Source organism: Bradyrhizobium sp. NBAIM18 (genome assembly GCF_020193825.1).
GTDB lineage: Bacteria > Pseudomonadota > Alphaproteobacteria > Rhizobiales > Xanthobacteraceae > Bradyrhizobium > Bradyrhizobium yuanmingense.
In genome coordinates this window covers 30,235-55,062 of record NZ_JADYVO010000024.1, presented here as the reverse complement: position 1 = coordinate 55,062, position 24,828 = coordinate 30,235, and the positions used below count along the sequence as shown (strand labels likewise).

Sequence of the window (24,828 nt, the reverse complement as noted above, 5' to 3'; positions counted from 1 at the left end):
TTGCCTCGACCGCCTCTATCGTTCTTCACGAGTAGGACTTTCTCGCACGCCGCGTCGCGCGATTAGTGGCTCGTTCACCGCGCGGCTCCCGCCGTTGCGGCGCGGGGATGGTTTTGCCGAAAAGCGCTGCAACACGCGGCAGAACCGCAAACTTCTCTTCAAAATCCGTAGTAGCACGGAGGATGAAATTAACGGGACTGTGAAAGGGGATGTCTAACGATCCAAAATAGGGCGTCCGTCCGTGCCAAGGGTGGCTCGGACGTCGCGTTTGCGGCCCGGGTCAGTAAGGCGTAGCTCATGGATGATCTGTTGCGGGAGTTTCTGACGGAGACCAGCGAGAGCCTGGACACCGTGGACAATCAGCTGGTGAAGTTCGAGCAGGAGCCGAACAACGCCAAGATCCTGGATAACATCTTCCGCCTGGTCCACACCATCAAGGGCACCTGCGGCTTCCTCGGCCTGCCGCGGCTGGAAGCGCTGGCCCATGCCGGCGAGACCCTGATGGGCAAATTCCGCGACGGCATGCCTGTGACTGCCGAGGCGGTGACGGTGATCCTGTCCTCGATCGACCGCATCAAGGAGATTTTGGCTGGCCTGGAGGCGACCGAGGCCGAGCCCGAGGGGAACGACCGCGATCTCATCGACAAGTTGGAAGCGATGGTCGAGCAGGGCATGGCGGCGATGTCCGGCTCGGCGCAGCCGATGCCGACTGCCGGCACTGCTCCTCCCGTTGCCGATGCGCCGCCGCTGGTGCCGGAAGCCCCGGCAGCCGCCCCCGCCAAGGAGATGACCATGGGCACGCTGGTCGATCAGACCCTGGAGCGTCCGCTGCGTCCGGGCGAGGTTTCGCTCGACGAGCTCGAGCGCGCCTTCCGCGAGACCGCGATCGAAGCGCCGGTGCCCGTTGCTCAGGCTGAGGCAAAGGCCGAGCCCGCGCCAGCTGCTGAAGCGCCCGTGGCGAAGGAAGCCGCAAAGCCCGCCAAGGAGAAGGCCGCGCCGAAGAAGTCGATGGCCGACGAGATGGCGGGCGAGGGCGACCGCATCGCCAACCAGTCGATCCGCGTCAACGTGGATACGCTGGAGCACCTGATGACCATGGTCTCCGAGCTGGTCCTGACCCGCAACCAGCTCTTGGAGATCTCCCGCCGCAACGAGGACACCGAGTTCAAGGTGCCGCTGCAGCGCCTCTCCAACGTCACCGCCGAGCTGCAGGAAGGCGTCATGAAGACGCGCATGCAGCCGATCGGCAATGCCTGGCAGAAGCTGCCCCGCATTGTCCGCGATCTCTCATCCGAACTCGGCAAGCAGATCGAGCTCGAGATGCACGGCGCCGACACCGAGCTCGACCGCCAGGTGCTCGATCTGATCAAGGACCCGCTCACCCACATGGTGCGCAACTCCGCCGATCACGGCCTGGAGACCCCCGCCGAGCGCCTCGCCAGCGGCAAGGGCGAGCAGGGCACCATTCGCCTGTCCGCCTATCACGAGGGCGGCCACATCATCATCTGCATCGCCGACAACGGCCGCGGCCTCAACACCGAGAAGATCAAGGCCAAGGCGCTCTCGTCCGGTCTCGTCACCGAGGCCGAGCTCGAGAAGATGAGCGAAGCCCAGATCCACAAGTTCATCTTCGCGCCGGGCTTCTCCACTGCCGCCGCCATCACCTCGGTCTCGGGCCGCGGCGTCGGCATGGACGTGGTCCGCACCAATATCGACCAGATCGGCGGCACCATCGACATCAAGAGCGTGGCCGGCGAAGGAAGCTCCGTCACCATCAAGATCCCGCTGACGCTCGCCATCGTCTCGGCGCTGATCGTCGAAGCCGCCGGCGACCGCTTTGCGATCCCGCAGCTCTCGGTGGTGGAATTGGTCCGCGCCCGCGCCAACTCCGAGCACCGCATCGAGCGCATCAAGGACACCGCGGTGCTCAGGTTGCGCAACAAGCTGCTGCCGCTGATCCATCTGAAGAAGCTCCTGAAGATCGACGACGGCGCGGCCTCCGATCCCGAGAACGGCTTCATCGTGGTGACGCAAGTCGGCAGCCAGACGTTCGGCATCGTCGTCGATGGCGTGTTCCACACCGAAGAAATCGTGGTCAAGCCGATGTCGACAAAACTGCGTCACATCGACATGTTCTCCGGCAACACCATTCTGGGCGATGGCGCGGTCATCATGATCATCGATCCCAACGGCATCGCCAAAGCGCTCGGCGCCGCCGGCTCCTCGGCCCATGGCATGGGCGACGAAGCCGCCGGCCATCACATCGGAAGTGGCGAGCAGACCACCTCGCTGCTGGTGTTCCGCGCCGGCTCGTCGCAGCCCAAGGCGGTTCCGCTCGGCCTCGTCACGCGCCTGGAAGAGCTGCCCGCCGACAAGATCGAGTTCTCGAACGGCCGCTACATGGTGCAGTACCGCGAGCAGCTGATGCCGCTGGTGGCCATGGAAGGCGTCACCATTGCTTCCCAGGGCGCCCAGCCGATCCTGGTGTTCGCCGACGACGGCCGCTCCATGGGCCTCGTCGTCGACGAGATCATCGACATCGTTGAGGAACGGCTCAACATCGAGGTCGGCGGCGCCTCCTCCGGCATTCTCGGCTCGGCCGTGATCAAGGGCCAGGCCACCGAGGTGATCGACGTCGGCCACTTCCTGCCGATGGCGTTCGCCGACTGGTTCACCCGCAAGGAGATGAAGCCGTCGCTGCATTCGCAGTCGGTGCTGCTGGTCGACGACTCGGCCTTCTTCCGCAACATGCTGGCGCCGGTGCTGAAGGCCGCCGGCTACCGCGTCCGCACCGCGCCGACCGCGCAGGAAGGCTTGGCGGCACTGCGCGCCCAAAGCTTCGACGTGATCCTGACCGACATCGAGATGCCCGACATGAACGGGTTCGAGTTCGCGGAAGTCGTCCGCTCGGACAACAACCTCGCCGCGACGCCGATCATCGGCCTCTCGGCGCTGGTGTCGCCGGCGGCGATCGAGCGCGGCCGTCAGGCCGGCTTCCACGATTACGTCGCCAAGTTCGACCGTCCCGGCCTGATCGCGGCGCTGAAGGAGCAGACCGCGGGCGCCGCCGGCGCCTCCGAGCTGAGCCGGGCGGCCGCGGCTTAAACCTTGAGCGGCATGGACCAGGAGACACTGAAATGAGCAAGAAGACCCAGTCCGCTGAAGGCGCCATGGTCGAGTACGTCACCGCGATGATCGGCGGCCAGCTGTTCGGCCTGCCGATCTCCCGCGTCCAGGACGTGTTCATGCCCGAGCGCGTCACCCGCGTGCCGCTGGCCTCGCGCGAGATCGCGGGCGTGCTGAACCTGCGCGGCCGCATCGTCACCGTGGTCGACATGCGCTCGCGCCTCGGCCTGCCCAAGGACGAGGACGGCAAGACCGCGATGGCGGTCGGCGTCGACCTGCGCGGCGAATCCTATGGCCTCCTGATCGACCAGATCGGCGAGGTGCTGCGCCTGCCCGAGGACGGCAAGGAAGAAAACCCCGTCAACCTCGACCCGCGCATGGCCAAGCTCGCCGGTGGCGTCCACCGCCTCGACGGCCAGCTCATGGTCGTCCTCGACGTCGACCGCGTCCTCGAGCTCGAAACCAAGACGCAAATGGCCGCCTGAGCCAACGAAACATCGAAGCCGGAGAACCGAAATGAAGACGTGTTTGGTGGTCGATGATTCCAGCGTGGTGCGCAAGATCGCGCGCCGGATTCTGGAAGGTCTGGAGTTCGAGGTCACCGAGGCCGAGGACGGCTCGAAGGCGCTCGAGATCTGCCAGCGGCAGCTGCCCGATGCGGTGCTGCTCGACTGGAACATGCCGGTCATGGACGGCTTCGAGTTCATGGGTCACATGCGCCGCTTGCCCGGCGGCGACCAGCCGAAGGTGGTGTTCTGCACCACTGAGAACAACGTGGCTCATATCGCTCAGGCGCTCAGCGGCGGCGCCAACGAGTACATCATGAAGCCCTTCGACAAAGACATCATCGCCGACAAGTTCGCTGAAGTTGGTTTGATCCCGGTCGGACAAGCCATGGTCTGAGTATGTCCGGCCTAAAGTATTTGGGCCGGAGTTTTCCAGTACAGATTCGAGAGGCCATCCGTGACCCCGACCGAGTATGAGTATCTGCGTAAGTTCCTGAAGGATAATTCCGGTCTCGACCTGTCCGCAGACAAGCAATATCTGATTGAAAGCCGCCTGCTGCCGCTCGCCCGCAAGGCGGGGCTGTCCGGCATCGCCGAGCTCGTGCAGAAGCTGCAAGGCGGTTCGCGCCAGCTGATCACCGACGTGGTCGAGGCCATGACCACCAACGAGACCTTCTTCTTCCGCGACAAGGTCCCGTTCGATCATTTCCGCGACCACATCATGCCGGAGATCATCAAGGCGCGTGCGGCCAAGCGCAGCGTGCGCATCTGGTGTGCCGCCGGCTCGACCGGGCAGGAGCCCTATTCGCTGGCGATGTGCCTGAAGGAGATGGGCGCGGCCCTCACCGGCTGGCGCGTCGAGATCATCGCGACCGACCTGTCGCAAGAGGTGCTGGAGAAGGCCAAGGCCGGCGTCTACAGCCAGTTCGAGGTGCAGCGCGGCCTGCCGATCCAGATGCTGGTGAAATATTTCAGGCAGACCGGCGAGACCTGGCAGATCAATCCCGAATTGCGGGCGATGATCCAGCACCGCCAGCTCAACCTGCTGCACGATTTCCCCCAGCTCGGCACCTTCGACGTCATCTTCTGCCGCAACGTGCTGATCTATTTCGATCAGGACACCAAGATCAACATCTTCAACCGCCTGGCGCGCCAGATCGAGCCCGACGGCTTCCTGGTGCTCGGCGCCGCCGAGACCGTGGTTGGACTGACCGACACGTTCCGGCCGATTCCGGAGCGGCGCGGCCTCTACAAGCCGAACGATCCGCGCGCGGCAGCGGCCAAGCCGGTTCTCGCCGGTGCGGCGCCGCGCATGGCGGTGGTGGCGGCGGGACGATAATCATGGCCGAGGATGGCAAGGGCGCGGAGCGTGTGACCTTCAGCCGCGGCTATGATGTCTGCATCATGGCCATCGACGGCACCTGGCGGCGCGACTGCAAGCTCAACGCGATCTCCGACACCGACGCGGTTCTCACGGTGGAAGGCTCGATCCAGGGCTTGAACCTGAAGGAGTTCTTCCTGCTGCTGTCGTCCACGGGTCTTGCCTATCGTCGCTGCGAGCTGGTCCGTGTCAACGGCGCCGAAATGGACATCCAGTTCCTGCGCGGCAAGAACCGGAAGAAGCGCGGTGCGGCCGGCGGCCACGACGCCGCGGCCTGATCTCGCCGCCGCCGCCGCTGCGCTTTCCGGCACTTTGCTTCACATTTGCTGAACGTTTCCGAGTCAATTGCCCGCGGCAGCTTTACGCGGCTTAAGCGCGAGCCGTGTATCCATTGACGCTCTCAATCTCAGGATCCGGTAATGCCCAGAAGTTCTCTTTCCCCGATCTCGTCAAACCTGCCCGACGGCTCCGAGCGGCGTGCACTTCAGCTCCTGGTGGTCGATGACGACGCCACGCAGCGCCGCCTGATCACGGTCGCGGCCAAGCAGGCGGGCCACGAGGTCACTGTGGCGCCATCGGTGGCGGACGCGATCGAGAAGCTGCGCGCCGCGCGCTTCGACTGCGTGACGCTGGATCTCGTGCTGGAGGATGGCGACGGCGTCGACGTGCTGCGCGAGATGGCGAGCGCGAAGTTTGCAGGCTCCGTGATCGTCATCAGCGGCATGGACGGCAAGCGCCGCAGTGCCGCCCGCAGCTTCGCCCGTTCCGTCGGGATCGAGCTCCAGAGCCTGCCGAAGCCGCTGGATCTCGCGGCGCTGCGCATCAGCCTCGCCAACCTCGGCAAGACCGCGATGGGCCTGCCGGCGATTCACACCTGGGGTGGTGTCGCCACCGACGCGATCGTGGAACGGCACCGCGCTTGAGCTTGCGGAGCCGCCATGCGGTCAGATGCGGCCGCCCGCTGCGTTGCCGGATTCCGACAGACATTGCAGGGCGTGGCTGAGGCCCGCCCGGCAGGCATTGAGGGCCGCGCTTGCGCTGGCGTAGCGGGGCGTGACGTCGTCGAGCAAGACGATATCTGCGGAACCTTCCGGATCGCTGCCGTGTTCTTGATCCATGGCTGCGGCGATCCGGCGCATGCTGGTCTCGATCTGTGCGATCAGCAAACGAAGGTCCGCCGCAATCAGTTCACGGCTCTCGACTTCGGACGTTGCGACGGGAAGCGGCGTGTCGGCTAAATTTAGCATGGATATTCTCCGTCCACCGCAAATAGGCGCCATGCCGCTACTTGTGCGTTAAGTCCATGTCCCGTACAAATACGGGTGGGCCGAATCCGCGCCGAGCGCCATAACGATTGGCGCGGACGCGAGTCCTTCATGCCAACCGGATGTGGCACATGGCCGAACAAAGCTCTCGCGGTGAAATCTTCGTGGTCGATGACGACCCTGCCGTTCGCGACACCTTGTCGATGGTGTTGAAGGCGGCGGGCTATGAGGTGATCTGTTTTGCGGACGGTGCAGCGCTGCTTTCCGTGGCGCGAAACCGCACGCCGGCTGCAATCCTGCTCGACGTGAATATTCCCGGGAAGTCGGGTCTCGACATCCTGAAGGAGCTGCACGGCGAGGACTATCCGGCTCCGATCTTCATGATCTCCGGGCAGGGCGATATCGCGATGGCGGTGGGCGCAATCAAGAGCGGCGCGCTCGACTTCATCGAGAAGCCGTTCCGCGGCAGCGAGATCGTCGGCCGTCTCGACGAGGCGATCGGTGCCTATGCACGCAGGCAGGCGGAGAACGCGTCGCCGAAATTCGGCTCGTTGCATTTCCCCGGCCGCGAGCCGCTGACGCGCAGGGAGCGCGAGGTGTTGGAGCAGTTCGCCTCCGGCGCCTCCAACAAGGAGGCTGGCCGCACGCTCGGCATCAGTCCGCGCACCATCGAGGACCACCGTGCCAACATCATGAAGAAGCTCGGCGCGCGCAATGCCGCCGACCTGATCCGCATCGTGATGACCGCAGCCCAGCGCGCGTCGTAACATGGTCTCGTGCCACGGCTCAGCAGCGCATCATGCAATGATGCGTTGCTGAGCCGGGTCCATCTCTCCTCACCGACGGTTTCGTAGCCCGGATGGAGCGCAAGCGTAATCCGGGATTTCGCGCGCCGCACGATTGTTCCCGGATTGCGCTGCGCTCCATCCGGGCTACGGGCCTTCACCCGCTCAACGCCTTGCGGATGATCCGCGCCAGATCCGATTTGCGATAGGGCTTGGCCAGCAACACCACGCCGGAATCCAGCCGACCGTGATGGATGATCGCGTTCTCGGTATAGCCTGACGTGTAGACCACCTTGAGATCCAGGCGCGTCTTCATCAGTTCGTCCGCGAGCTGCCGTCCGTTCATCTTGCCGGGCATGATGACGTCGGTGAACAGAAGGTCGAACGGCTTGCCGGCCGCGACGATCGCGAGCGCCTCCGCGGCGTTCGCGGCCTGCAACGTGACGTAACCCAGCGAATGCAGCTGCGCCAGGACGTAGTCGCGCACCAGCCGGTCGTCCTCGACCACCAGGATCGTCTCGTGTCCGCCCTCGATCGTCGCCGGCGTCACGCCCTCGCCGACCGCCGTCGGCGTCTTGCCGGGCGGCAGATACATCTTGATCGTGGTGCCGTGCCCCTCCTCGCTGTAGATCTTGATGTGACCTGCGGACTGCTTGATGAAGCCGTAGACCATCGAAAGCCCGAGTCCGGTGCCCTTGCCGGGTCCCTTCGAGGTGAAGAAGGGATCGAACACCCGGGGCAGCATGTGCGCAGGGATTCCGGTGCCGGTGTCGCTCACGGCGATCAGCACGTAGTGCCCCGGCGGCACGTCGCTGGCGCTGGCATAGACCTCGTCGAGATAGGCGGCGCCGGTCTCCACGATCAGCTTGCCGCCGCCGGGCATGGCGTCGCGCGCATTGAGCGCGAGGTTGAGGATCGCGGTGGTGAGCTGGTTGGGATCGACGATGGCGACGCAATTCTCGTCCTCGAACACCGATTCGATCTGGATCTGCTCGCCGAGCGTCGGACGCAACAATTTCGCGGTGTCGACGATCAGCGAGTTGATGTCGATCTCGCGCGGCTGGAGCGGCTGCTTGCGTGCGAAGGCGAGCAGGTGCTGGGTCAGGTCGGCGCCGCGCGCGGCGGCCTCGTCGATCATCTTGGTGATTGCCGCGAGCTGCGGCTCCTTGGCGACCGCCTCCGCGAGAATCTCGATGGTCCCGGTGATGACGGTGAGAATGTTGTTGAAGTCATGCGCCACGCCGCCGGTCAGCTGGCCGACGGCCTCCATCTTCTCGGCATGACGGATGCGCTCCTCGGCGGCGATCTTGTCGGTGAGGTCGCGGTAGAAGACGTTGAACAGCAGGCCCTCGCGCCGCTTCAGCGCGGTGACGCTCAACTCGGCCTTGAATTCCTTGCCGTCGCGGCGGCGGCACATCAGCTCGCGGCGGCGGTTCAGCGTCCGGCCACCCTCGTCTTCGAGGAAGCGTTTCAGGCCGGCTCGGACCCTCTCGCGCTCGCTCTCGGCGACGATGAGGTCGATCGTGCTCTTGCCGAGCACCTCGTCGCGGCGCCAGCCGAACAGCTGCTCGGCCTGCGAATTCCAGTTCAGGATGCTTCCGGTCTCGTCGGTCTGGACGAAGGCGTCGAGCGAGGTCTCGACGATGTTGCGGGCGAGCCGCTCGCTCTCGCGCAGCGATTCCTGCGCGAGCCGCGCTTCCGTCATGTCGCGCCCGACGAAGAAGAAGCGCTTGGCAGGCTCGGACCAGCTGCCGAGCCAGGACAGCCAGACCTCGTGCCCGTTCTTGTGGAAGCAGCGGGTGTCGGCCAGCTTGACGCGCTCGCCGCGGCGCATCGCCCGCATCTCGGCACGGGACTGATCCAGATGATCGGGATGAATGAAGTCGGCGCCGCTGCGGCCGATCATCTCGTTCGGCCGATAGCCGAGAATGGTCTCGCTGCTCGGGCTGATCTGCGCGACATGGCCCCGCGCGTCCATGATCATGATCAGGTCCTGCGACGTCTCGAAGATCTGCCGCCGCTCCTCGAGCTGGTGCTGCAGCGCCCGCTCCGCACGCCGCGCCTCGGTCAGGCTGCGCGCGCTTCCGGACGCGCCGATGATCTCGCCCGACGGTCCCTTGATCGGCGACAGGCCGAGCGAAATCTCGACCGGCGTGCCGTCCTTGCGCAGGCGGACGGTCTCGAAGCGTTCAATCGGCTCGCCTCGCGCGATCCGCCGCAGATAGTCCTTGCCCTGCTCGCGGCGGTCGATCGGGACAATGATCGAGGTGGGCTTGCCGATCGCTTCCTCCGCCGTATAGCCGTAAAGGCGTTCGGCGGCCGGATTCCAGCCGGTGATGATGGCATCGAGCGTCTGCATGACGATGGCATCGTCGGACGATTCCACCGCGGCGCTGAACAGGTTCTCGCGCGCCGCGTGGTGGCTTCGCGCGGCCTCGGTGCGGCGATGTTCCTCGATCTCGCGTTCGAGCGCGGCCGTTTTCGCGCGCATCTCCTCCACCATTCGCGCAAAGGCCCGGGCCAGCACGCCGGTCTCGCCGCTAGCATCGACGGGGATCTCCGCGGGACGCCCGCTGCCGATGGCCTGCACCGCCTCCGTCAGACGCCCGATCGGGCGGGTCAACGAACGCGCCAGCAGCACCGCGAGCGCAGCCGCGGCGAGAACAGCCAGCAAGCCGACGAGCAGGGACGTTTTTTGAATGGCGGCCGGCACGCGGCCGAACACGGACGGGGGAACAGTCGCGACGATGGCGACCCATTCCTTGCCCGCAAGCGATAACGGCACGAATGCCGCGCCGCTCGTCCGGCCCGCCTCGTCGGTTGTGACCCGCGTGGCCACGTCCGACGTGCCGGCCAGTTCTGACAAGAACGGAAGGTCGTTGCGCCAATCGGTCGGATGGCCCCGCGATGACCCGAACTCCCGCGTCCGGTCGGGATGGACGAGATAGTCGCCGCGCGCATTCACGACGTAGATCTCTCCGCCCGAGGTTGTCGTCGCGCGGACCCGCTCGAGTGCCGGGCGCATGTCGATATTGGCCACGATGATGCCGAACGGCTTGTCGTCGGCCGTGAACAGCGGCATCGCCACGCGCAAAGTCGGCGCGTGAGGCGCCGTCGTTCCCCCCTGACGGGTCGCGAGCTCGATGGGAGACACATAGATCTCGCCGGGCCCGAGCCGTATGGTTTCCTGGAAGTAGGCGCGGCCACTCTTGCGCTCCAGTTCGCTGTCCGGAGCGATCCGGGCTGCTCCGTTGGGACCCGAACGATCGACGTGGACCAGTTCGCGCTGGTCGTTCTCGACGCCAATGATCCTGAACTGCCCGTAGATGGGTTTGGCGTCGATCTCGGCCGCAAGCCGGGCCGCGATACGCTCGCGCCAGGTCTGCTCCGAGACGCCGTCCACAGGATCGATCCCGCCGCCGCCATGAGCGCGGATCAGGCCGTTGATTGCCGCTGCGGCGCGATAGCCGACCAGATCGCCGCGCACGCCGGCAACGTAGGATTCTAGATTGGTTGCGAGCAGGCGCGATTGGGCTTCGACCCGCTCCAGCACCCGTGGAATGACGGCCTGTGTGGTGTTGCGATAGCCCAGCCATCCGACCGCGGCCACGGTGACCGCAACCAGCAGGATCATTGCGATGGCCAGCCGCGTGGCCAGCGTCGTTGCTGCTCGCATGGGGAATTTCGCCGGACCTGCCGCATCGCTGCGCCATTTCTTGCTTGCAGCAGAGGCGTTCTTGTCATCGGCGGCCGGAGCGGACATCGGACCCCTCTGGCGCGTCGGCCTTCAGGCAATCTGCGACCACGGCAAGCAGTGCATCGGGCCGGAACGGCTTTTGCAGGCTGGCCACGGCGCCGAGCTTGGTCGCCATCTTCAGGAAGTCCGGCTCCGCATGGGCATCCGGCGTGATCGAACGGCCGGAGATGACGACGATCGGAACGGCCGGGGCCAGCATCCGAATGTGACGCATCGTCTCCAGTCCGTCCATACCGGGCATGAAGATGTCGAGAAACAGCAGGTCGAACCCGCTGGCCTCGAACAGCGCCAGCCCCTTGCGGCCATCCCCGGCGACCGTCACGTGATGACCCGCCCGTTCCACCAGCAGCCGGATGGTGAACTGGACGGCCGGATCGTCATCCACGATCAGGATGTTGGCCACGTCTGAAATCCTCCGGAGTCGGCGGGGTTAGTCCCACCAACCGCAAATCAAGCCAATCAACTCGAAATTGTTGCGCGGATTCTTGTCTGCCGGCAAGCACTTCGGCCGGAGCTGCCGCTGTGTTGCGCTGCACTGCCGCTATGCACGCCTGAGTGCATAGCAGAGGCCCGCCTCCCGCCCGCCCAGCGCCTTGCCCGGGATGGATGGCCTGTGAGAAGAGCAGGGAATCCTCCGGACGGACAAGGAAAGAGATGACCAACAGGAAGAAGACGCCCGACCAGCTCCGCAGCGCGCGCTGGTTCGCGCCCGACGATCTGCGCTCGTTCGGCCATCGCTCCCGCGCCATGCAGATGGGTTACGCGCCGGAGGAGTGGAAGGACCGCCCGATCATTGCGATCCTCAACACCTGGTCGGACGCGCAGCCCTGTCACATGCACTTCAAGTCGCGCGTCGAGGACGTCAAGCGCGGCATCCTGATGGCGGGGGGCCTGCCGCTGGAGCTGCCGGCGCTGTCGCTGTCGGAATCGCTGCTCAAGCCCACCACCATGCTCTACCGCAACCTGCTGGCGATGGACGCCGAGGAGCTGCTCCGCAGCCATCCCGTCGACGGCGTGGTGCTGATGGGCGGCTGCGACAAGACCACGCCGGCGCTGCTCCTGGGAGCAACCTCGATGAACATTCCGGCGATCTATCTGCCGGCAGGCCCGATGCTGCGCGGCAATTGGAAGGGCAAGACGCTGGGTTCCGGCTCCGACGGCTGGAAATATTGGGACGAGCGCCGCGCCGGAAAGATCTCCGACAAGGACTGGCTCGACATCGAGGCCGGCATCGCCCGCAGCTACGGCACCTGCATGACCATGGGCACCGCCTCGACCATGACCGCCATTGCGGAAGCGATCGGCATGACGCTGCCGGGCGCTTCCTCGATCCCCGCCGCGGACGCCAATCATATCCGCATGGCCAGCGAATGCGGCCGCCGCATCGTCGAGATGGTGTGGGAGGATCTGACGCCCAAGGTGATCCAGACCCGCAAAGCGTTCGAGAATGCGATTGCGGTCGCGATGGCGATGGGCTGCTCCACCAACGCCATCATCCATCTGATCGCGCAGGCCCGCCGCGCCGGCCAGGATATCGGACTCGACGATTTCGAGACGGCCAGCCGCAAGGTGCCCGTCATCGCCAACGTCCGCCCGAGCGGCGATGCGTACCTGATGGAGGACTTCTTCTACGCCGGCGGCCTGCCGGCGCTGATGAGCCAGATCAAGCCGCATCTGCATCTCGATTGCGTCACGGTCACAGGCAAGACGGTGGCTGAGAACATCGAGGGGGCCGAGGTCTACAATGCCGACGTGATCCGCGGCATCGACAATCCCATCTACAAGGAGGGCGCGCTCGCCGTGCTCAAGGGCAATCTCGCGCCCGACGGCTGCGTCATAAAACCCTCCGCCTGCGCGCCGCGCTTTCTCAAGCATACCGGCCCCGCGCTGGTGTTCGACGACTATCCCTCGATGAAGAAGGCGGTCGACGATCCCGATCTCGACGTCACGGAGGATCACATCCTCATCCTGCGCAATGCGGGGCCGCAGGGCGGGCCGGGCATGCCGGAATGGGGCATGCTGCCGATCCCGACCAAGCTCGTGAAGCAGGGCGTGCGCGACATGGTGCGCATCTCCGATGCGCGCATGAGCGGCACCAGCTACGGCGCCTGCATCCTGCACGTCTCGCCGGAATCCTATATCGGCGGCCCGCTGGCGCTGGTGCAGAACGGCGACCGCATCACGCTCGATGTCGCTGCGCGCACCATCAATCTCGATGTCGGCGAAACCGAGCTCGCAAAACGCCGCGCTGCCTGGAAGCAACCCGCGCGCCGCTTCGAGCGCGGCTATGGCTGGATGTTCACCAAGCACATCAAGCAGGCCAATGACGGCTGCGACTTCGACTTCCTCGAGACAGATTTCGGCGCGCCGATCGGCGAGCCGTCGATCTACTAGCACCTGTCATTCCGGGACATCGCGAAGCGATGGGCTATGGTGCGCAATTGCGCACCTGAGAATCCATAACCACGATAGGGAGTATGGATTCCGGGCTCGCGCCAAGTGGCGCGCCCCGGAATGACGAACGAGAGAGAGCATGACATGACCAAACTCACCGAAGCCACCCGCACAAAACTCAAATCCGTCTCCACCGCCACCGTCGCCACCGCGCTGTTCAAGCGCGGTCTGCGCATCCAGATGATCCAGGATGTCCGTCCCTTGAGCCCGGATCAGCCGGCCATGGTCGGCGAGGCCTTCACGCTGCGCTACATGCCGGCGCGCGAGGACCTCAACACTATCGACGTGTTCAGGGACCGCTCCCATCCGCAGCGCAAGGCGGTCGAGGATTGCCCGCCGGGCGCCGTGCTGGTGATGGACAGCCGCAAGGATGCGCGCGCGGCTTCGGCCGGCGCGATCCTGGTGACGCGGCTGATGAAGCGCGGCGTCGCCGGCGTCGTCACCGACGGCGGCTTTCGCGACTCCGCCGAGATCGCCAGGCTCGGCTTTCCCGCCTTCCACCATCGTCCCTCGGCGCCGACCAATCTGACGCTGCATCAGGCGATCGAGATCAACGTGCCCATCGGCTGCGGCGATGCGCCGGTGTTTCCCGGCGACGTCATCCTCGGCGATGCCGACGGCGTCATCGTGATCCCCGCGCATTTGGCAGATGAGATCGCCAACGAAACCTTCGAGATGACCGCGTTCGAAGATTTCGTCACCGAGGAAGTCGGCAAGGGCCGTGGCATCTTCGGTCTCTATCCGGCGACGGACCCGCAAACGCTGACCGATTTTGCGGAATGGCGGCAGAGGAACGGGAGGTAAGCGGCGGCCCCAAGAACCACCGCTTGTACATGGCTCGCAGCCATTCGGGCTATGCGCTCCGCGCCGAGGCACACGGCGTGGCGTGAGGTATCTCGCGCCTCATACTCGATGTCATCCCGGACAAGTGAAACGAAGCGGAGCGCTGATCCGGGATCCATAACCACAGGGAGACGTTTGGCGAAGACTTGGAGTTAAGAAGTCTCCGCCGATACTATCACCTGCGTCTCACCGATACATCACGCGGTATGGGTCCCCGCCTTCGCGGGGACGACACCGGATGATGTTGCTCCAGGTCTGGCTGTGCTACACTCCGGCCTCCGCCATCCCCGCCGCCCACAGCGCGAACGCATACACGATCGCAACTTCGTCGAGCCGGTCGAAGCGGCCCGAGGCGCCGCCGTGGCCGGCGCCCATGTTGGTGCGGAGCAGGACCGGGCCGCCCCCACGCATGGTGGCGCGCAGGCGCGCGATCCATTTGGCGGGCTCCCAGTAAGTGACCCGGGGATCAGTAAGCCCGCCCATCGCCAGGATCGCCGGATAGTCCTTTGCCGCGACGTTGTCGTAAGGCGAGTACGACAGGATGGTGCGGAAATCCTTCTCGCTCTCGATCGGGTTGCCCCATTCCGGCCATTCCGGCGGCGTCAGCGGCAGCGTGTCGTCGAGCATGGTGTTGAGCACGTCGACGAACGGCACCTCGGCGACGATGCCGGCGAACAATTCGCCGGCGCGGTTGGCGACCGCGCCCATCAGCATGCCGCCGGCCGAGCCGCCATGGCCGATGATGCGCTTGGCGCTGGTGTATTTCGCGTCGATTAGTGCCCGGGCGCTGGCCGCGAAATCGTCGAACGAATTCGTCTTCTTCTCGCGCTTGCCGTCGAGATACCAGCCCCAGCCCTTGTCGGCGCCGCCGCGGATATGGGCGATGGCATAGACGAAGCCGCGGTCGACCAGCGACAGGCGGTTGGCGCTGAACGAGGCCGGCATGGCCATGCCGTAGGAGCCGTAGCCGTAGAGCAACAGCGGCGCTGCGCCGTCGAGCTTCAACCCGCGGCGATAGAGGATCGAGACCGGCACCTCGGCGCCGTCATGCGATTTCGCCATGATGCGCGTCGTGACGTAGTCGGCCGGGTCGTGACCGGACGGAATCTCCTGCCGCTTGCGCAAGACGCGCGTGCGCTTGACCATGTCGTAATCATAGACTTCCGACGGCGTCGTCATCGACGAATAGGAAAAGCGCAGTGTCGTCGTCTCGAACTCGTAGGATCCCATCGTATCGAGCGAATAGGCGGCCTCGTCGAAGGCGATGGCATGCTCCTCCCCGCTAGCGAGGTCGCGGATCACGACCGAGGGCAGCGCATTGGCGCGCTCCAGCCGCACCAAATGGCCGGCATAGAGATCGAGGTCGATGATGTAGATGCCGGGCCGATACGGAATTAGATCGCGCCAGTTCTTGCGCTCGGGCTGGCTAAGCGGCGCGGTGACGATCTTGAAGTCGATGGCGTCGTCGGCATTGGTGAGGATGAAAAGTTCGTCGCCGCGATCGGCGAGCGAATATTGCACACCCTCCTCGCGCGTAGCGACGAGGCGCGGCGGCGCCTCGGGATTGGCGAGATCGATCAGCCGCTGCTCGCTAGTCTCGTGATCGCCGCCGGCGATGACGCAGAAGCGGCCGCTGGTGCTCTCATGCAGGTGGGTGAACCAGCCGGCATCCTGCTCCTCATAGACCAGCGTGTCGTCGGCCTGCTTGGTGCCGAGCTTGTGCCGCCACACCTGCATGGGGCGGTGATTGTCGTCGAGCTTCACATAGAAGAAGCTCCTGCAGTCCGCGGCCCAGACCACGCCGCCGTCGGTCTCCTCGACGAGATCGTCGAGATCCTTGCCCGTCGCCCAGTCGCGCACGCGGATCGAAAAATATTCGGAGCCCTTGGTGTCCGCGCTCCAGGCCTGCAGCTTGTGATCGTACGAGTGCCGGCTGCCGCCGAACTTGAAGTATTTGTGGTCCTTGGCGAGCGCGTCGCCATCGAGCACGATCTGGCCGTCGCCGCCGTCGCGCGGCATGCGGCCGAACAGCTCGTGCTGCCCGCCCTCGCGAAACCTGCGGAAATAGGCGAACGGCCCATCCGGTGACGGGACGCTGGAATCGTCCTCCTTGATCCGCCCGCGCATCTCGCGCACCAGCGTCTTCTGCAGGCCCGAGGTGTGGCCGAGCAGGCTCTCGGTGTAGGCGTTCTCCTCGTCGAGATATTTGCGGATGTCAGGATCGAGCACGGCGGGATCGCGCAGCACCTCCTGCCAGTTCGCGTCCTTCAGCCAGGCATAATCGTCAGTCACGGTGATGCCGTGCCGCGTGAAGGAATGCAGCCGGCGCGGGGCGACGGGGGGCTTCGAAGGCGTCTTGGCTTTTGTCACTCGGTCCTCGTTCAAATACGTGTCGCGGCCTCCTTCACCTCTCCCCGCCTGCGGGGAGAGGTCGGAATTTGCGACAGCAAATTCCGGGTGAGGGGGTACAGGTCTTGCTATGGTCTCATCTGTGGAGAGAGCCACTCACCCCGACCCTCTCCCCGTAAGAACGGGGGGAGGGAGAAGAAAAAGCGGCTCGCCGTGTCCCACCTTATATCGTTCCGATTCCGCGGATTGCCAGCACGACCGCCTATGCTGCCGGGTTGTTGATCGGCTCCTTGTGTGCTTTGAGGGACAATATCCCGCCGCCGGTCCAGCCCGATGCTGTTCAATTCCTATCCCTTCATCCTGCTGTTCCTGCCGGTCGTGCTCGCCGGCTATTTCCGGCTTGGCCGGCGCAGCAATCTGGCTCCGGTGGTCTGGCTGGCGCTGGCTTCGATCACCTTCTACGCAATCGGCAGCTGGCATTTCGTCGCTCTGCTGCTGCTCTCGATCGCCTTCAACTACGGTGTCGGCCATCTTCTCATCGTGGCGGAGCTCACGCACCCGCAACGAAAGGCCGCACTCGCGCTCGGCCTCGTCGGCGATCTCCTCATGCTCGGCATCTTCAAATATGCCGGCTTCGTCGCCGAGAACGTCAACGCGCTGCTCGGCACGCATGTCGCGCTCCACATCCTGCTGCCGGTCGGCATCTCCTTCTACACCTTCACCCAGATCGCGTTCCTGGTCGACGCTTATCGCGGCCAGGTCGCGGCCTACGCGCTGCCGCATTACGCGCTGTTCGTGACCTACTTCCCGCATTTGATCGCGGGGCCAATCCTCCATCACAAGGACATGATCCCGCAATTCGAGCACGAGGAGACCAAGCGCCCGGACGGGCATCTCATGTTGTGCGGTGTCATCATCTTCGCGATCGGCCTGTTCAAGAAGACCTGCCTTGCCGACGGCATCCAGCCGCTGGTCGCGCTCGCTTTCGAGGCGCGCTCGCCGAGCTTCGACCAGGCCTGGCTTGGCGCGCTCGCCTACACCTTCCAGCTCTATTTCGACTTCTCCGGCTATTCCGACATGGCGATCGGCATCTCGCTGATGTTCGGCATCTTCCTGCCCGTCAATTTCAATTCGCCCTACAAGGCCACCAGCATCGTCGAGTTCTGGCGGCGCTGGCACATGACGCTGTCGCAATTCCTGCGCGACTATCTCTACATCCCGCTCGGCGGCAACCGCCGCGGCCGCGTGCTCCGTTACGTCAATCTGCTGATCACGATGCTGCTCGGCGGGCTCTGGCACGGCGCGGCCTGGACTTTTGTCATTTGGGGCGCGCTGCATGGCGCGTATCTTTGCGTCAATCACGCGTTCAACGCGCTGGTGCCGAACGTTCCGCCGCTGCTGGCGCGTCCCGGCCGCCTGCTTGGCGCTGTGCTGACCTTCCTCGCCGTCGTCATCGCCTGGGTGTTCTTCCGTGCCGAGAGCGTCGCCTGGGCATTGCGGGTGCTCCACGCCATGGCTGCCCCTTCGAACCTCGTGCTCGGCCGCGAGGAGATCGCGGCCCTGGTGCAAGTCGCGATCTATGCGGCGCTGGTGTGGCTGGCGCCGAACACACAAGCGCTGATGGAATACGACCACGGCAACCGCGAGGTCGGCGAGGCCTTGCGGGCAGGGCGCACGCGGCCGTTGGTGCTCTATGCGGCCTCGCTGCTGCTCGCCTTCGGCTTCCTGGGCATCCAGAGCCACAGCGAATTCATCTATTTCCGATTCTGATGCAGAGCGCGTTCACCCATCTCAGGCGTCTTCTGCTGGCGAGCGCGGCCTGCGTGCTTGGCGCCGCGGCGCTCACCTTCATCGTCGATCCCCTGCAGCTGTTCCGCCCCTCGCGCCTGGTCCCGGCCTTCTACTCGGAGGACACGCGCGTGCAGAATGCCGGGCTGATCCGCAGCCAGCCGTTCGACACCGCCTTCATGGGCACCTCACTCGCAATCCATTTCCGCCAGAGCGACATCGATCGCATGCTCGGGGTCCGCTCGCTCAAGCTGGCCATGACCGGCTCCAATTCGCGCCAGCAGGCTTTCGTGCTGGAGCAGGCGATCGACCGCGGCGCAAGACGCGTGATCTGGGAAATGGACGATTTCATCTACATCGATGCCGCCGACATCGAGGCCGATCCTTATTTGTCCGTCGATCTCTACCGCCGGACGACGAAAGGCATCGCGTCCTATCTGTTCAGCGCGGCGATGGCGAAGGAATCGGTGTTCGCGCTGGTGCGGTCCGTCCCGCTGCTGCGGGAGCTGCTGACCCGGGCGTCGCCTTATCTGCCGGTCAAGTTTGCGTTGTCAGACATCGACGACATCTACGCCCTGCCGCGGGATTTCGATGTTGCGCGAGACTACAACACCAGAAAGACGCTCGCCGCCTTCACCTACATCACTGATCCCGTGCGCCGTCGCTTCCTCGGCGAAGGCTACAGCTACGAAGCCATGGTCCGGCATTTCGAGCAGGACGCCGTCGGCCTGATCGCGCGCCACCCTGACGTGACCTTCGACATCTACTTCCCGCCCTATTCGATCCTGCAATTCGTCGCGATGCGCGATGCCTCGCCGGAGACATTGAAGATCGTCACCGCACTCACGGCGCACATTGCGCGGCGTCTGACGCAAATGCCCAACGTCCGGCTGCACGATTTCCGCGCGGTCGCGGCGGTCACGCACGATCTTAACAATTACAGCGACGTCATCCACCACTCGCCGGTCGTGGACGCGATGGTGCTGAAGTGGCTGGCAAGCGGGGAGCACCGCGTCGACCCGAAAGCGCCGCTCGCGTCGCTGAATGAGCTGAAGGCGCAGGTGGAGGCATATCGCCTCGAGCGCTGATCTTCCCCCCTCCCCTTGTGGGAGAGGGTGGCTCGCCGCAGCGGCGAGACGGGTGAGGGGTATCTCTCCGCGAAACCGTTTGGCAGTTAGAAATCGCGGAGACAACCCCTCATCCGGCGCCATAGCCGAAGCTTCGCTTCGGCGTTTCTCTTAAGAACGGCGGCCCGAAGGCCGCCTATGCCACCTTCTCCCACAAGGCGAGAAGGAAGAGGCGCGCGCGTGACTTACACCGCCACCTCTTCGCCCAGATACGCGACCGCCGCCTCCAGCCCGCCCTTGCCGTGCGGGATCTTCAGCGCGTTCAGCCCGACCTCAATCACCCCGAGCGTGCCGAGCAGCATCGGCGCATTGACATGGCCCATATGGGCGATGCGGAAGGCTTGGCCGGAGAGATCGCCGATGCCGGTGCCGAGCACGACGCCGCACTTGTCCTTGCAATAGCGTTGCAGCACCGCCGGATCGTGGCCGTTGCTCATCGTCACCGTGGTCACGGTGTTGGAGCGCTCGCTGGCTTCGGCCACGTTGAAGCCGAGCACCTGGCCTTCCGACCAGACCGAGACCGCGCGGCGGGCGGCTTCGCCGAGCAGGCTGTGGCGGCGGAAGGCGTTCTCCAGGCCTTCCTCGTGCAGCATGTCGATCGCCTTGCGCAACGCGAACAGCAGATGCACCGGCGCGGTGCCGGCATATTTGCGATAATTCTCGGTGCCCTCGCGCTCGCTCCAGCTCCAATAGGGCGTCGACATGTTGGCCTTCTTGTGCACCTCGAGCGCGCGCGCATTGGCGGCGACGAAGCCGAGGCCGGGCGGCGTCATCAGGCCCTTCTGCGAGCCGGACATCGCAACGTCGATGCCCCATTTGTCCATCTCGAACGGCATGCAGCCGAGCGAGGCGACGGTATCGACCATGTAGAGCGCGGGATGGCCGCTGGCCTTGATCGCCTTGCCGATCGCCTCGATGTCGTTCTGCACGCCGGAGGCCGTGTCGACCTGGACCACGACGACGGCCTTGATGCTGTGCTCCTTGTCGCGGCGCAGGCGTTCCTCGACCTCGTGCGGCCGCACCGCGCGGCGCCAATCGCCCTTGAGCACCTCGACCTCGGCGCCCATCAGCGCCGCCGCGTTGCCCCAGCCGATCGCGAACCGACCGCTCTCCAGCACCAGCACCTTGTCGCCGCGCGACAGAACGTTGCTCAGCGCCGCTTCCCAGGCGCCGTGACCGTTGGCGATGTAGATGTAGGACTTGCCCTTGGTCGCGAACAGCTTGGAGATGTCGCTGAGCAGGCTCTCGGTGAGATCCAGCATCTCCTGGGAGTAGATGTCGATCGCCGGACGGTGCATCGCCCGCAGCACCTCGTCGGGCATCGTGGTGGGCCCGGGGATGGCCAGAAACTCCCGGCCCGCGCGAACGGTCATTGCTGTCGGTCCTTATTGCCTGAGAACAGGATGGTGGGTCGCTGAATCATGCTTTTACGTGCCGGCGCGTCCCGAGAAAAGCGCGCAAAATGCAGGGCTGGGTTATCGCTTCGTCTCCCGGCAACCGGCCGCTTCGGCCTCCTCGACCGAGCAGAACCAGCGGGTGCCCTTGCTGATCTTCATCCTGATCTGCGTGTACCAGCGGCTGGTCGGCTGGTGGAAGATGCACTCCCCGGAGCTGTTGACGTTGCCCTTGATGGTGCAGTCCGGCGACGGCGCGACCGGCCCCGAGGCCGAAGCGAGCAGCACCGCGTGCGCGCCGTCAGGCGGCTTGGTCGCGCCGAGGATCGCGGTCTTCTTGTTGCGGACGCGCCAGTCCCACGGCGCGATGAAGGCGCCCTGCCACATCCCTGCCTTGGCCTCCCGCGCGGCCTTTTCATCGGCTTCATAGTCGCGGGACATGTGGGCGTAGGCCAGCGCCCAGCCGTTGCGCACCAGCCATTTCTGGATGTCCTCGCCGCCGACCTCGCAGCGCGCCACGGTGCGGCCGCGCCGGTCGACCGATCTCGGGCGGCAGACCCAAGTCTTGCCCTCGGCGTATCTGGCGAGCTCATCGCGGGCCGCGACGCCGCAAGTCCAGCGCTCGGACTTGGTGTTGAGGCAGAGCTGGTCGATTGCAGGCGCGTCAATGCCGCCGAGCCGGATCCGCGTGGTGCCGATCACCACCGCATCGCCAGCGCGGACCTTTGCCGTGCCGGTGATCTCGGCGGCATCCGCCAGCGAAGGGATGGCGAACAAAGACAGCGCAATCAGGACCTTTCGCAACATGCCCGTCCAGTTGTGATGAAAATCTCGATAGACGGCGCAATTGTGGTCGGCTTTTGGCCGCGCGGCCAGCGCATGCCGAACAGATAGGCTTTCAACTTCCTGTCATTTTGCGACGGTCTCGTAGGGTGGGTTAGCCGAAGGCGTAACCCACCACTGTTCGTATCCGCGGAGGTCAGATGGTGGATTACGCTTCGCTAATCCACCCTACGAGACCCCTCACCCTCGCGCCATCGCCCGCTTCGCCACCGCCAGCCCCATCAGCACGAACGCCGAGGTCACCTCCGGGCCACCGACCAGGATCCGCGTCGGCGTCTTCATCTTGTTCCATTCATAGGCGCGGAACGGGCCGCGGCGGCCGCCTTCACCGAGCCCGGCGACGATCACGTTCAGCGCCGGTGTGAAGGCGCGCGGGTCGGCGCCGAGATGGCCGAGCGCGATCAGCGCCAGCGCGGCGTCGAACACGTTCATCTCGGCCGCCATCAGCTCGCCCTTGACGTAGGACAGCACGCGGTGGCGGATGAAATCGAAATCGCCGGCGGGATCAATCGCGGCCTGCGCCGCCAGCGGCAGCGCCAGGAAGGCGGCATAGCAGCGGCCGAAATAGGCGCTGTAGAGCTCCGGCAGATAATAGATGTGCGAGCGCGGATTGGCGAAGGCGCCGCTGGCGGCCAGCCGCTTCTGAAAGCCGATGATCCGGTGCAATGTTGCAAGCCGCGACGGCGTCTCCAGCACTTTCCAGCGCACGAGGTTGCGGAAGCTGACTTCGAGAATGTCGAGATTGAGCGTCGGATCGAGATCGTTGCCGTAAGGGCGCTCGCCCTCAAGATTGTCGATCCAGGTCGCAACCCCGCCCTCATAGTCGATATTGTCGTTGAGCGGCACGGTCACGCGCGGTTCGTTGACGCCGGCGCGCACCTGATAGCTCGCATAGAAGTCCAGGAGCGGCTGGTCGATGATGGCGTCGGTACAGCCGGCCTGCGTCGCCGCGGAGATCGAGCAGGCCGTGGTGTCGCAATCCGGCACGTAGATGCCGAAGCCGAGGTCCTGCTTGATCTGCGCGAAGTAACGGGAGAAGCGCGGATGCGGCGCCGGCGCCAGTGCGGTGACGACGTTGAAGCGCGCGCCGTCGATGCCCTCGACCTCCTCGCGACTGATGTTGACGCAGAAATCGACCATGTCGGCGATCGCGCGCTCCGCCGCGATCTTGTCGGCCGGCGAGGCGAGCCCGGTCTCGACGAAGCTGAGCAGGGCCTCGATGAAGAACGCGTCGTAATAGGCCGAGCGGTGGCGGATCTGCACCGGCTCCCACATCGGCTCGGCAATGCCTTTCCAGGGCGGATTGACCACGGCGCGCGCGGGCGAGCGCGCGATGAAAACGCGGGCGAGGTTGAACAGCAGCGAGGAATTCTTGTAGCCGCGCGCGTTGAGGCCCGTGAGCGCCATGATCAGCTCGCGGCCGCGGACATCAGGATCGCCGATCAGGTTGAAGGCGGCGTAGGTCGGCAGGAAGCCGTTGCGGCGGTACGAGCCGAGCAGATGCTGCGCGCAATCGCGGATCACGCCGTCGATCTGCGCGCTCTGGGGCATGGCGGCGGTGAACGGCACCGGCGGCGGCTTGGGGTGGTCGAGCGCGATGCTGTCGACGAGATCGGCGATCGGTTGTCCGACCGCCGCCCAGTCGGGCTCGGCCTCGTCGCGGGCCTGGGCGAGGGCCGCGCGCAGCCGCGTCAGCGTCCCCTCGTCGCGCAGCTCTGGCAGGCCGGCGCGGCGGAGCAGGATCCGCAGCGCGGGATTGCCGAGCGCGGTCTTGTAGAACTTGGCCAGATGCGGATCGCCGCTGGCCGTATCAGACAATACGGGATCGCAGACGTCGTAAAGCGAGGGGCCGTCCTTCCGCGCCGTCAGCGCCCGGCAGGCGGCGCCGGCAAAATAATGAAAGCTCATGAAATACCTGGTCGCGGGGCCTTGCTCGGGGACATCAGGCACGCTGGTATCTGCGCGCCACCCCTTCAAGTCGTTGAAAAGGCTACCCGGATTCGCGGGAAAAACAAATGTGATGGACGTCACGGAAAAGCCGGCACGAAGGCTGCATGATCGCTCTCCGGAAGGCTACGGGGAAGCCGTAAATGCGGCAATTTGGATCGGAGAATTATCAAGTATATTCAGTCACTTAGTTCAAATTTTGAGCAATCTATTGCCCCAGGGCCTATATCCGGTTAAGGGTTTGTTTGGTGCGGCGCCGCAAATTGCGCGCAATTCGGGGTCACATCCCCGGCCAATCCCTCAAACCTAAAGACGCTATCGCGCTACTCAAACAGTGTGCGCGCGCTTGGTAGGTCTTTGGCACAGGAAACGAAGCGAGATGAATCTAAAGCAGCTCGACCTTTCCAGACGTACGATCGCCCTCGCCGCGGCCCTCATCGGCACGGTGTCGCTGGTGATCGGCGCCCATGCTGCTCTCAACATGCGTGCGATCGATGCCGCCAAGGCGGTCTCGACCGATCAGATCACCGGTTCGATCGGCCAGAGCTCGCGCCTGGCGCTCGTCATCGGCAATGGACATTACCCCGACGCCAGCGCGCCGCTGACGCAGTCGATCAACGACGCCCGAGCGCTGTCCTCGTCCCTGCGCAAGAACGGCTTCGACGTCGACATGGTGGAAGATGCGACCCGCGACGACATGGTCCGCGCCGTGAGCCGCCTGAAGTCGCGGATCACCCGCGACAGCGTCGTCATGCTGTTCTTCGGCGGCTACGGCGTGCAGGCCGGCCGCGAGAGCTACATGCTGCCGGTCGATGCCGTGATCTGGAAGGAAAAGGATGTCCGCCGCCAAGGCGTGTCGATCGAGGGCGTGCTCGAGATGATGAAGGAACAGGGCGCCAAGGCGAAGCTCGTCGTGGTCGACGCCTCCCGCCGCAATCCCTACGAGCGCCGCTTCCGCTCCTACAGCCACGGTCTCGCGCCGATCAGCGCGTCCGACAATGCGCTCATCCTCACCTCCGCCTCGCCCGGCAAGGTCGTCGACGACGGCAAGGGCGAGCACAGCGTGCTGGTCAGCGAGTTCCTCAACAACCTCAGCAAGCCCGGCAGCGCCGAGAGCGTCTTCAACAAGACCCGCCTCGCCATCTCCCGCGCCAGCGAAGGCGACCAGGTCCCGACCGTATCGTCGTCGCTGCTCGAAGACGTCCGTTTCGGCGAAGCCGGCGGTTAGTTCTTCCTAGGTCTTGCGACGTCTCGTGCCCCGGA

General features: G+C 65.0%; 19 protein-coding genes. 12 read left to right on the top strand and 7 right to left on the bottom strand.

Annotated elements, in window-relative coordinates; translation table 11 throughout:
* Positions 1–297 precede the first annotated feature (297 nt).
* From I6F17_RS32695 to I6F17_RS32670, 6 genes are all read left to right on the top strand, one after another.
* On the top strand, positions 298–3,105 hold the full coding sequence (locus tag I6F17_RS32695) for a hybrid sensor histidine kinase/response regulator (protein ID WP_225131099.1): 2,808 nt from the start codon (positions 298–300) through the stop codon (positions 3,103–3,105).
* A 32-nt stretch (positions 3,106–3,137) separates the two neighbouring features.
* Complete coding sequence (locus tag I6F17_RS32690) at positions 3,138–3,611, top strand: chemotaxis protein CheW (protein WP_057030291.1); 474 nt, start codon at positions 3,138–3,140, stop codon at positions 3,609–3,611.
* A gap of 31 nt (positions 3,612–3,642) precedes the next feature.
* Positions 3,643–4,029 carry a response regulator gene (locus tag I6F17_RS32685; protein WP_018321619.1) on the top strand — a complete coding sequence of 129 codons (387 nt, stop codon included), beginning with the start codon at positions 3,643–3,645 and terminating at the stop codon, positions 4,027–4,029.
* 60 nt (positions 4,030–4,089) lie between these two features.
* A complete protein-coding gene (locus I6F17_RS32680) occupies positions 4,090–4,971 on the top strand; it encodes a protein-glutamate O-methyltransferase CheR (RefSeq protein WP_225131101.1) in 882 nt (293 codons plus the stop codon).
* A 2-nt stretch (positions 4,972–4,973) separates the two neighbouring features.
* The gene (locus I6F17_RS32675) at positions 4,974–5,291 is read left to right on the top strand and encodes a hypothetical protein (RefSeq protein ID WP_036015908.1); all 318 of its coding nucleotides are present in this window, start codon (positions 4,974–4,976) and stop codon (positions 5,289–5,291) included.
* Positions 5,292–5,432: 141 nt separating this feature from the next.
* On the top strand, positions 5,433–5,936 hold the full coding sequence (locus tag I6F17_RS32670) for a response regulator (RefSeq protein WP_036044884.1): 504 nt from the start codon (positions 5,433–5,435) through the stop codon (positions 5,934–5,936).
* Positions 5,937–5,957: 21 nt separating this feature from the next.
* Here I6F17_RS32670 and I6F17_RS32665 read toward each other — a convergent pair whose 3' ends face one another.
* Positions 5,958–6,260 carry a hypothetical protein gene (locus I6F17_RS32665; protein WP_225131103.1) on the bottom strand — a complete coding sequence of 101 codons (303 nt, stop codon included), beginning with the start codon at positions 6,258–6,260 and terminating at the stop codon, positions 5,958–5,960.
* A gap of 149 nt (positions 6,261–6,409) precedes the next feature.
* On the opposite strand from I6F17_RS32665, the gene I6F17_RS32660 reads away from it, so the two are divergent.
* Complete coding sequence (locus I6F17_RS32660; RefSeq protein ID WP_026202588.1) at positions 6,410–7,045, top strand: response regulator; 636 nt, start codon at positions 6,410–6,412, stop codon at positions 7,043–7,045.
* A gap of 175 nt (positions 7,046–7,220) precedes the next feature.
* Here I6F17_RS32660 and I6F17_RS32655 read toward each other — a convergent pair whose 3' ends face one another.
* Positions 7,221–10,826, bottom strand: a complete 3,606-nt coding sequence (locus I6F17_RS32655; RefSeq protein ID WP_225131105.1) for a PAS domain S-box protein — start codon at positions 10,824–10,826, stop codon at positions 7,221–7,223.
* Positions 10,804–11,223, bottom strand: coding sequence for a response regulator (locus I6F17_RS32650; protein WP_225131107.1), 420 nt, complete (start codon positions 11,221–11,223; stop codon positions 10,804–10,806). Before I6F17_RS32650 ends, I6F17_RS32655 begins: the two co-directional genes overlap by 23 nt.
* 251 nt (positions 11,224–11,474) lie before the next feature.
* On the opposite strand from I6F17_RS32650, the gene araD reads away from it, so the two are divergent.
* Together araD and I6F17_RS32640 are read left to right on the top strand one after the other, a co-directional pair.
* Entirely contained in the window at positions 11,475–13,214 is a 1,740-nt protein-coding gene (gene araD / locus I6F17_RS32645; protein ID WP_225131110.1) for an L-arabinonate dehydratase, read from the top strand.
* Between the two features lie 144 nt (positions 13,215–13,358).
* Positions 13,359–14,078 carry a ribonuclease activity regulator RraA gene (locus I6F17_RS32640; protein ID WP_225131112.1) on the top strand — a complete coding sequence of 240 codons (720 nt, stop codon included), beginning with the start codon at positions 13,359–13,361 and terminating at the stop codon, positions 14,076–14,078.
* Positions 14,079–14,381: 303 nt separating this feature from the next.
* Here the strand turns inward: I6F17_RS32640 and I6F17_RS32635 are convergent, their stop codons facing one another.
* Positions 14,382–16,487, bottom strand: coding sequence for a S9 family peptidase (locus I6F17_RS32635; RefSeq protein WP_225131114.1), 2,106 nt, complete (start codon positions 16,485–16,487; stop codon positions 14,382–14,384).
* A gap of 312 nt (positions 16,488–16,799) precedes the next feature.
* On the opposite strand from I6F17_RS32635, the gene I6F17_RS32630 reads away from it, so the two are divergent.
* Both I6F17_RS32630 and I6F17_RS32625 read left to right on the top strand, forming a co-directional pair.
* Complete coding sequence (locus I6F17_RS32630; RefSeq protein WP_225131116.1) at positions 16,800–18,236, top strand: MBOAT family protein; 1,437 nt, start codon at positions 16,800–16,802, stop codon at positions 18,234–18,236.
* A complete protein-coding gene (locus I6F17_RS32625) occupies positions 18,236–19,342 on the top strand; it encodes a hypothetical protein (protein WP_225131118.1) in 1,107 nt (368 codons plus the stop codon). The genes I6F17_RS32630 and I6F17_RS32625 overlap by 1 nt, the downstream gene beginning before the upstream one ends.
* A gap of 224 nt (positions 19,343–19,566) precedes the next feature.
* Here I6F17_RS32625 and I6F17_RS32620 read toward each other — a convergent pair whose 3' ends face one another.
* From I6F17_RS32620 to I6F17_RS32610, 3 genes are all read right to left on the bottom strand, one after another.
* Entirely contained in the window at positions 19,567–20,754 is a 1,188-nt protein-coding gene (locus I6F17_RS32620; protein ID WP_036015923.1) for an aminotransferase class V-fold PLP-dependent enzyme, read from the bottom strand.
* A 102-nt stretch (positions 20,755–20,856) separates the two neighbouring features.
* Entirely contained in the window at positions 20,857–21,582 is a 726-nt protein-coding gene (locus I6F17_RS32615) for a thermonuclease family protein (RefSeq protein ID WP_036015924.1), read from the bottom strand.
* Positions 21,583–21,798: 216 nt separating this feature from the next.
* Positions 21,799–23,526 carry a hypothetical protein gene (locus I6F17_RS32610; protein ID WP_225131120.1) on the bottom strand — a complete coding sequence of 576 codons (1,728 nt, stop codon included), beginning with the start codon at positions 23,524–23,526 and terminating at the stop codon, positions 21,799–21,801.
* Between the two features lie 418 nt (positions 23,527–23,944).
* On the opposite strand from I6F17_RS32610, the gene I6F17_RS32605 reads away from it, so the two are divergent.
* Positions 23,945–24,793, top strand: a complete 849-nt coding sequence (locus I6F17_RS32605; protein WP_036015927.1) for a caspase family protein — start codon at positions 23,945–23,947, stop codon at positions 24,791–24,793.
* The last annotated feature ends 35 nt before the right edge of the window (positions 24,794–24,828 follow it).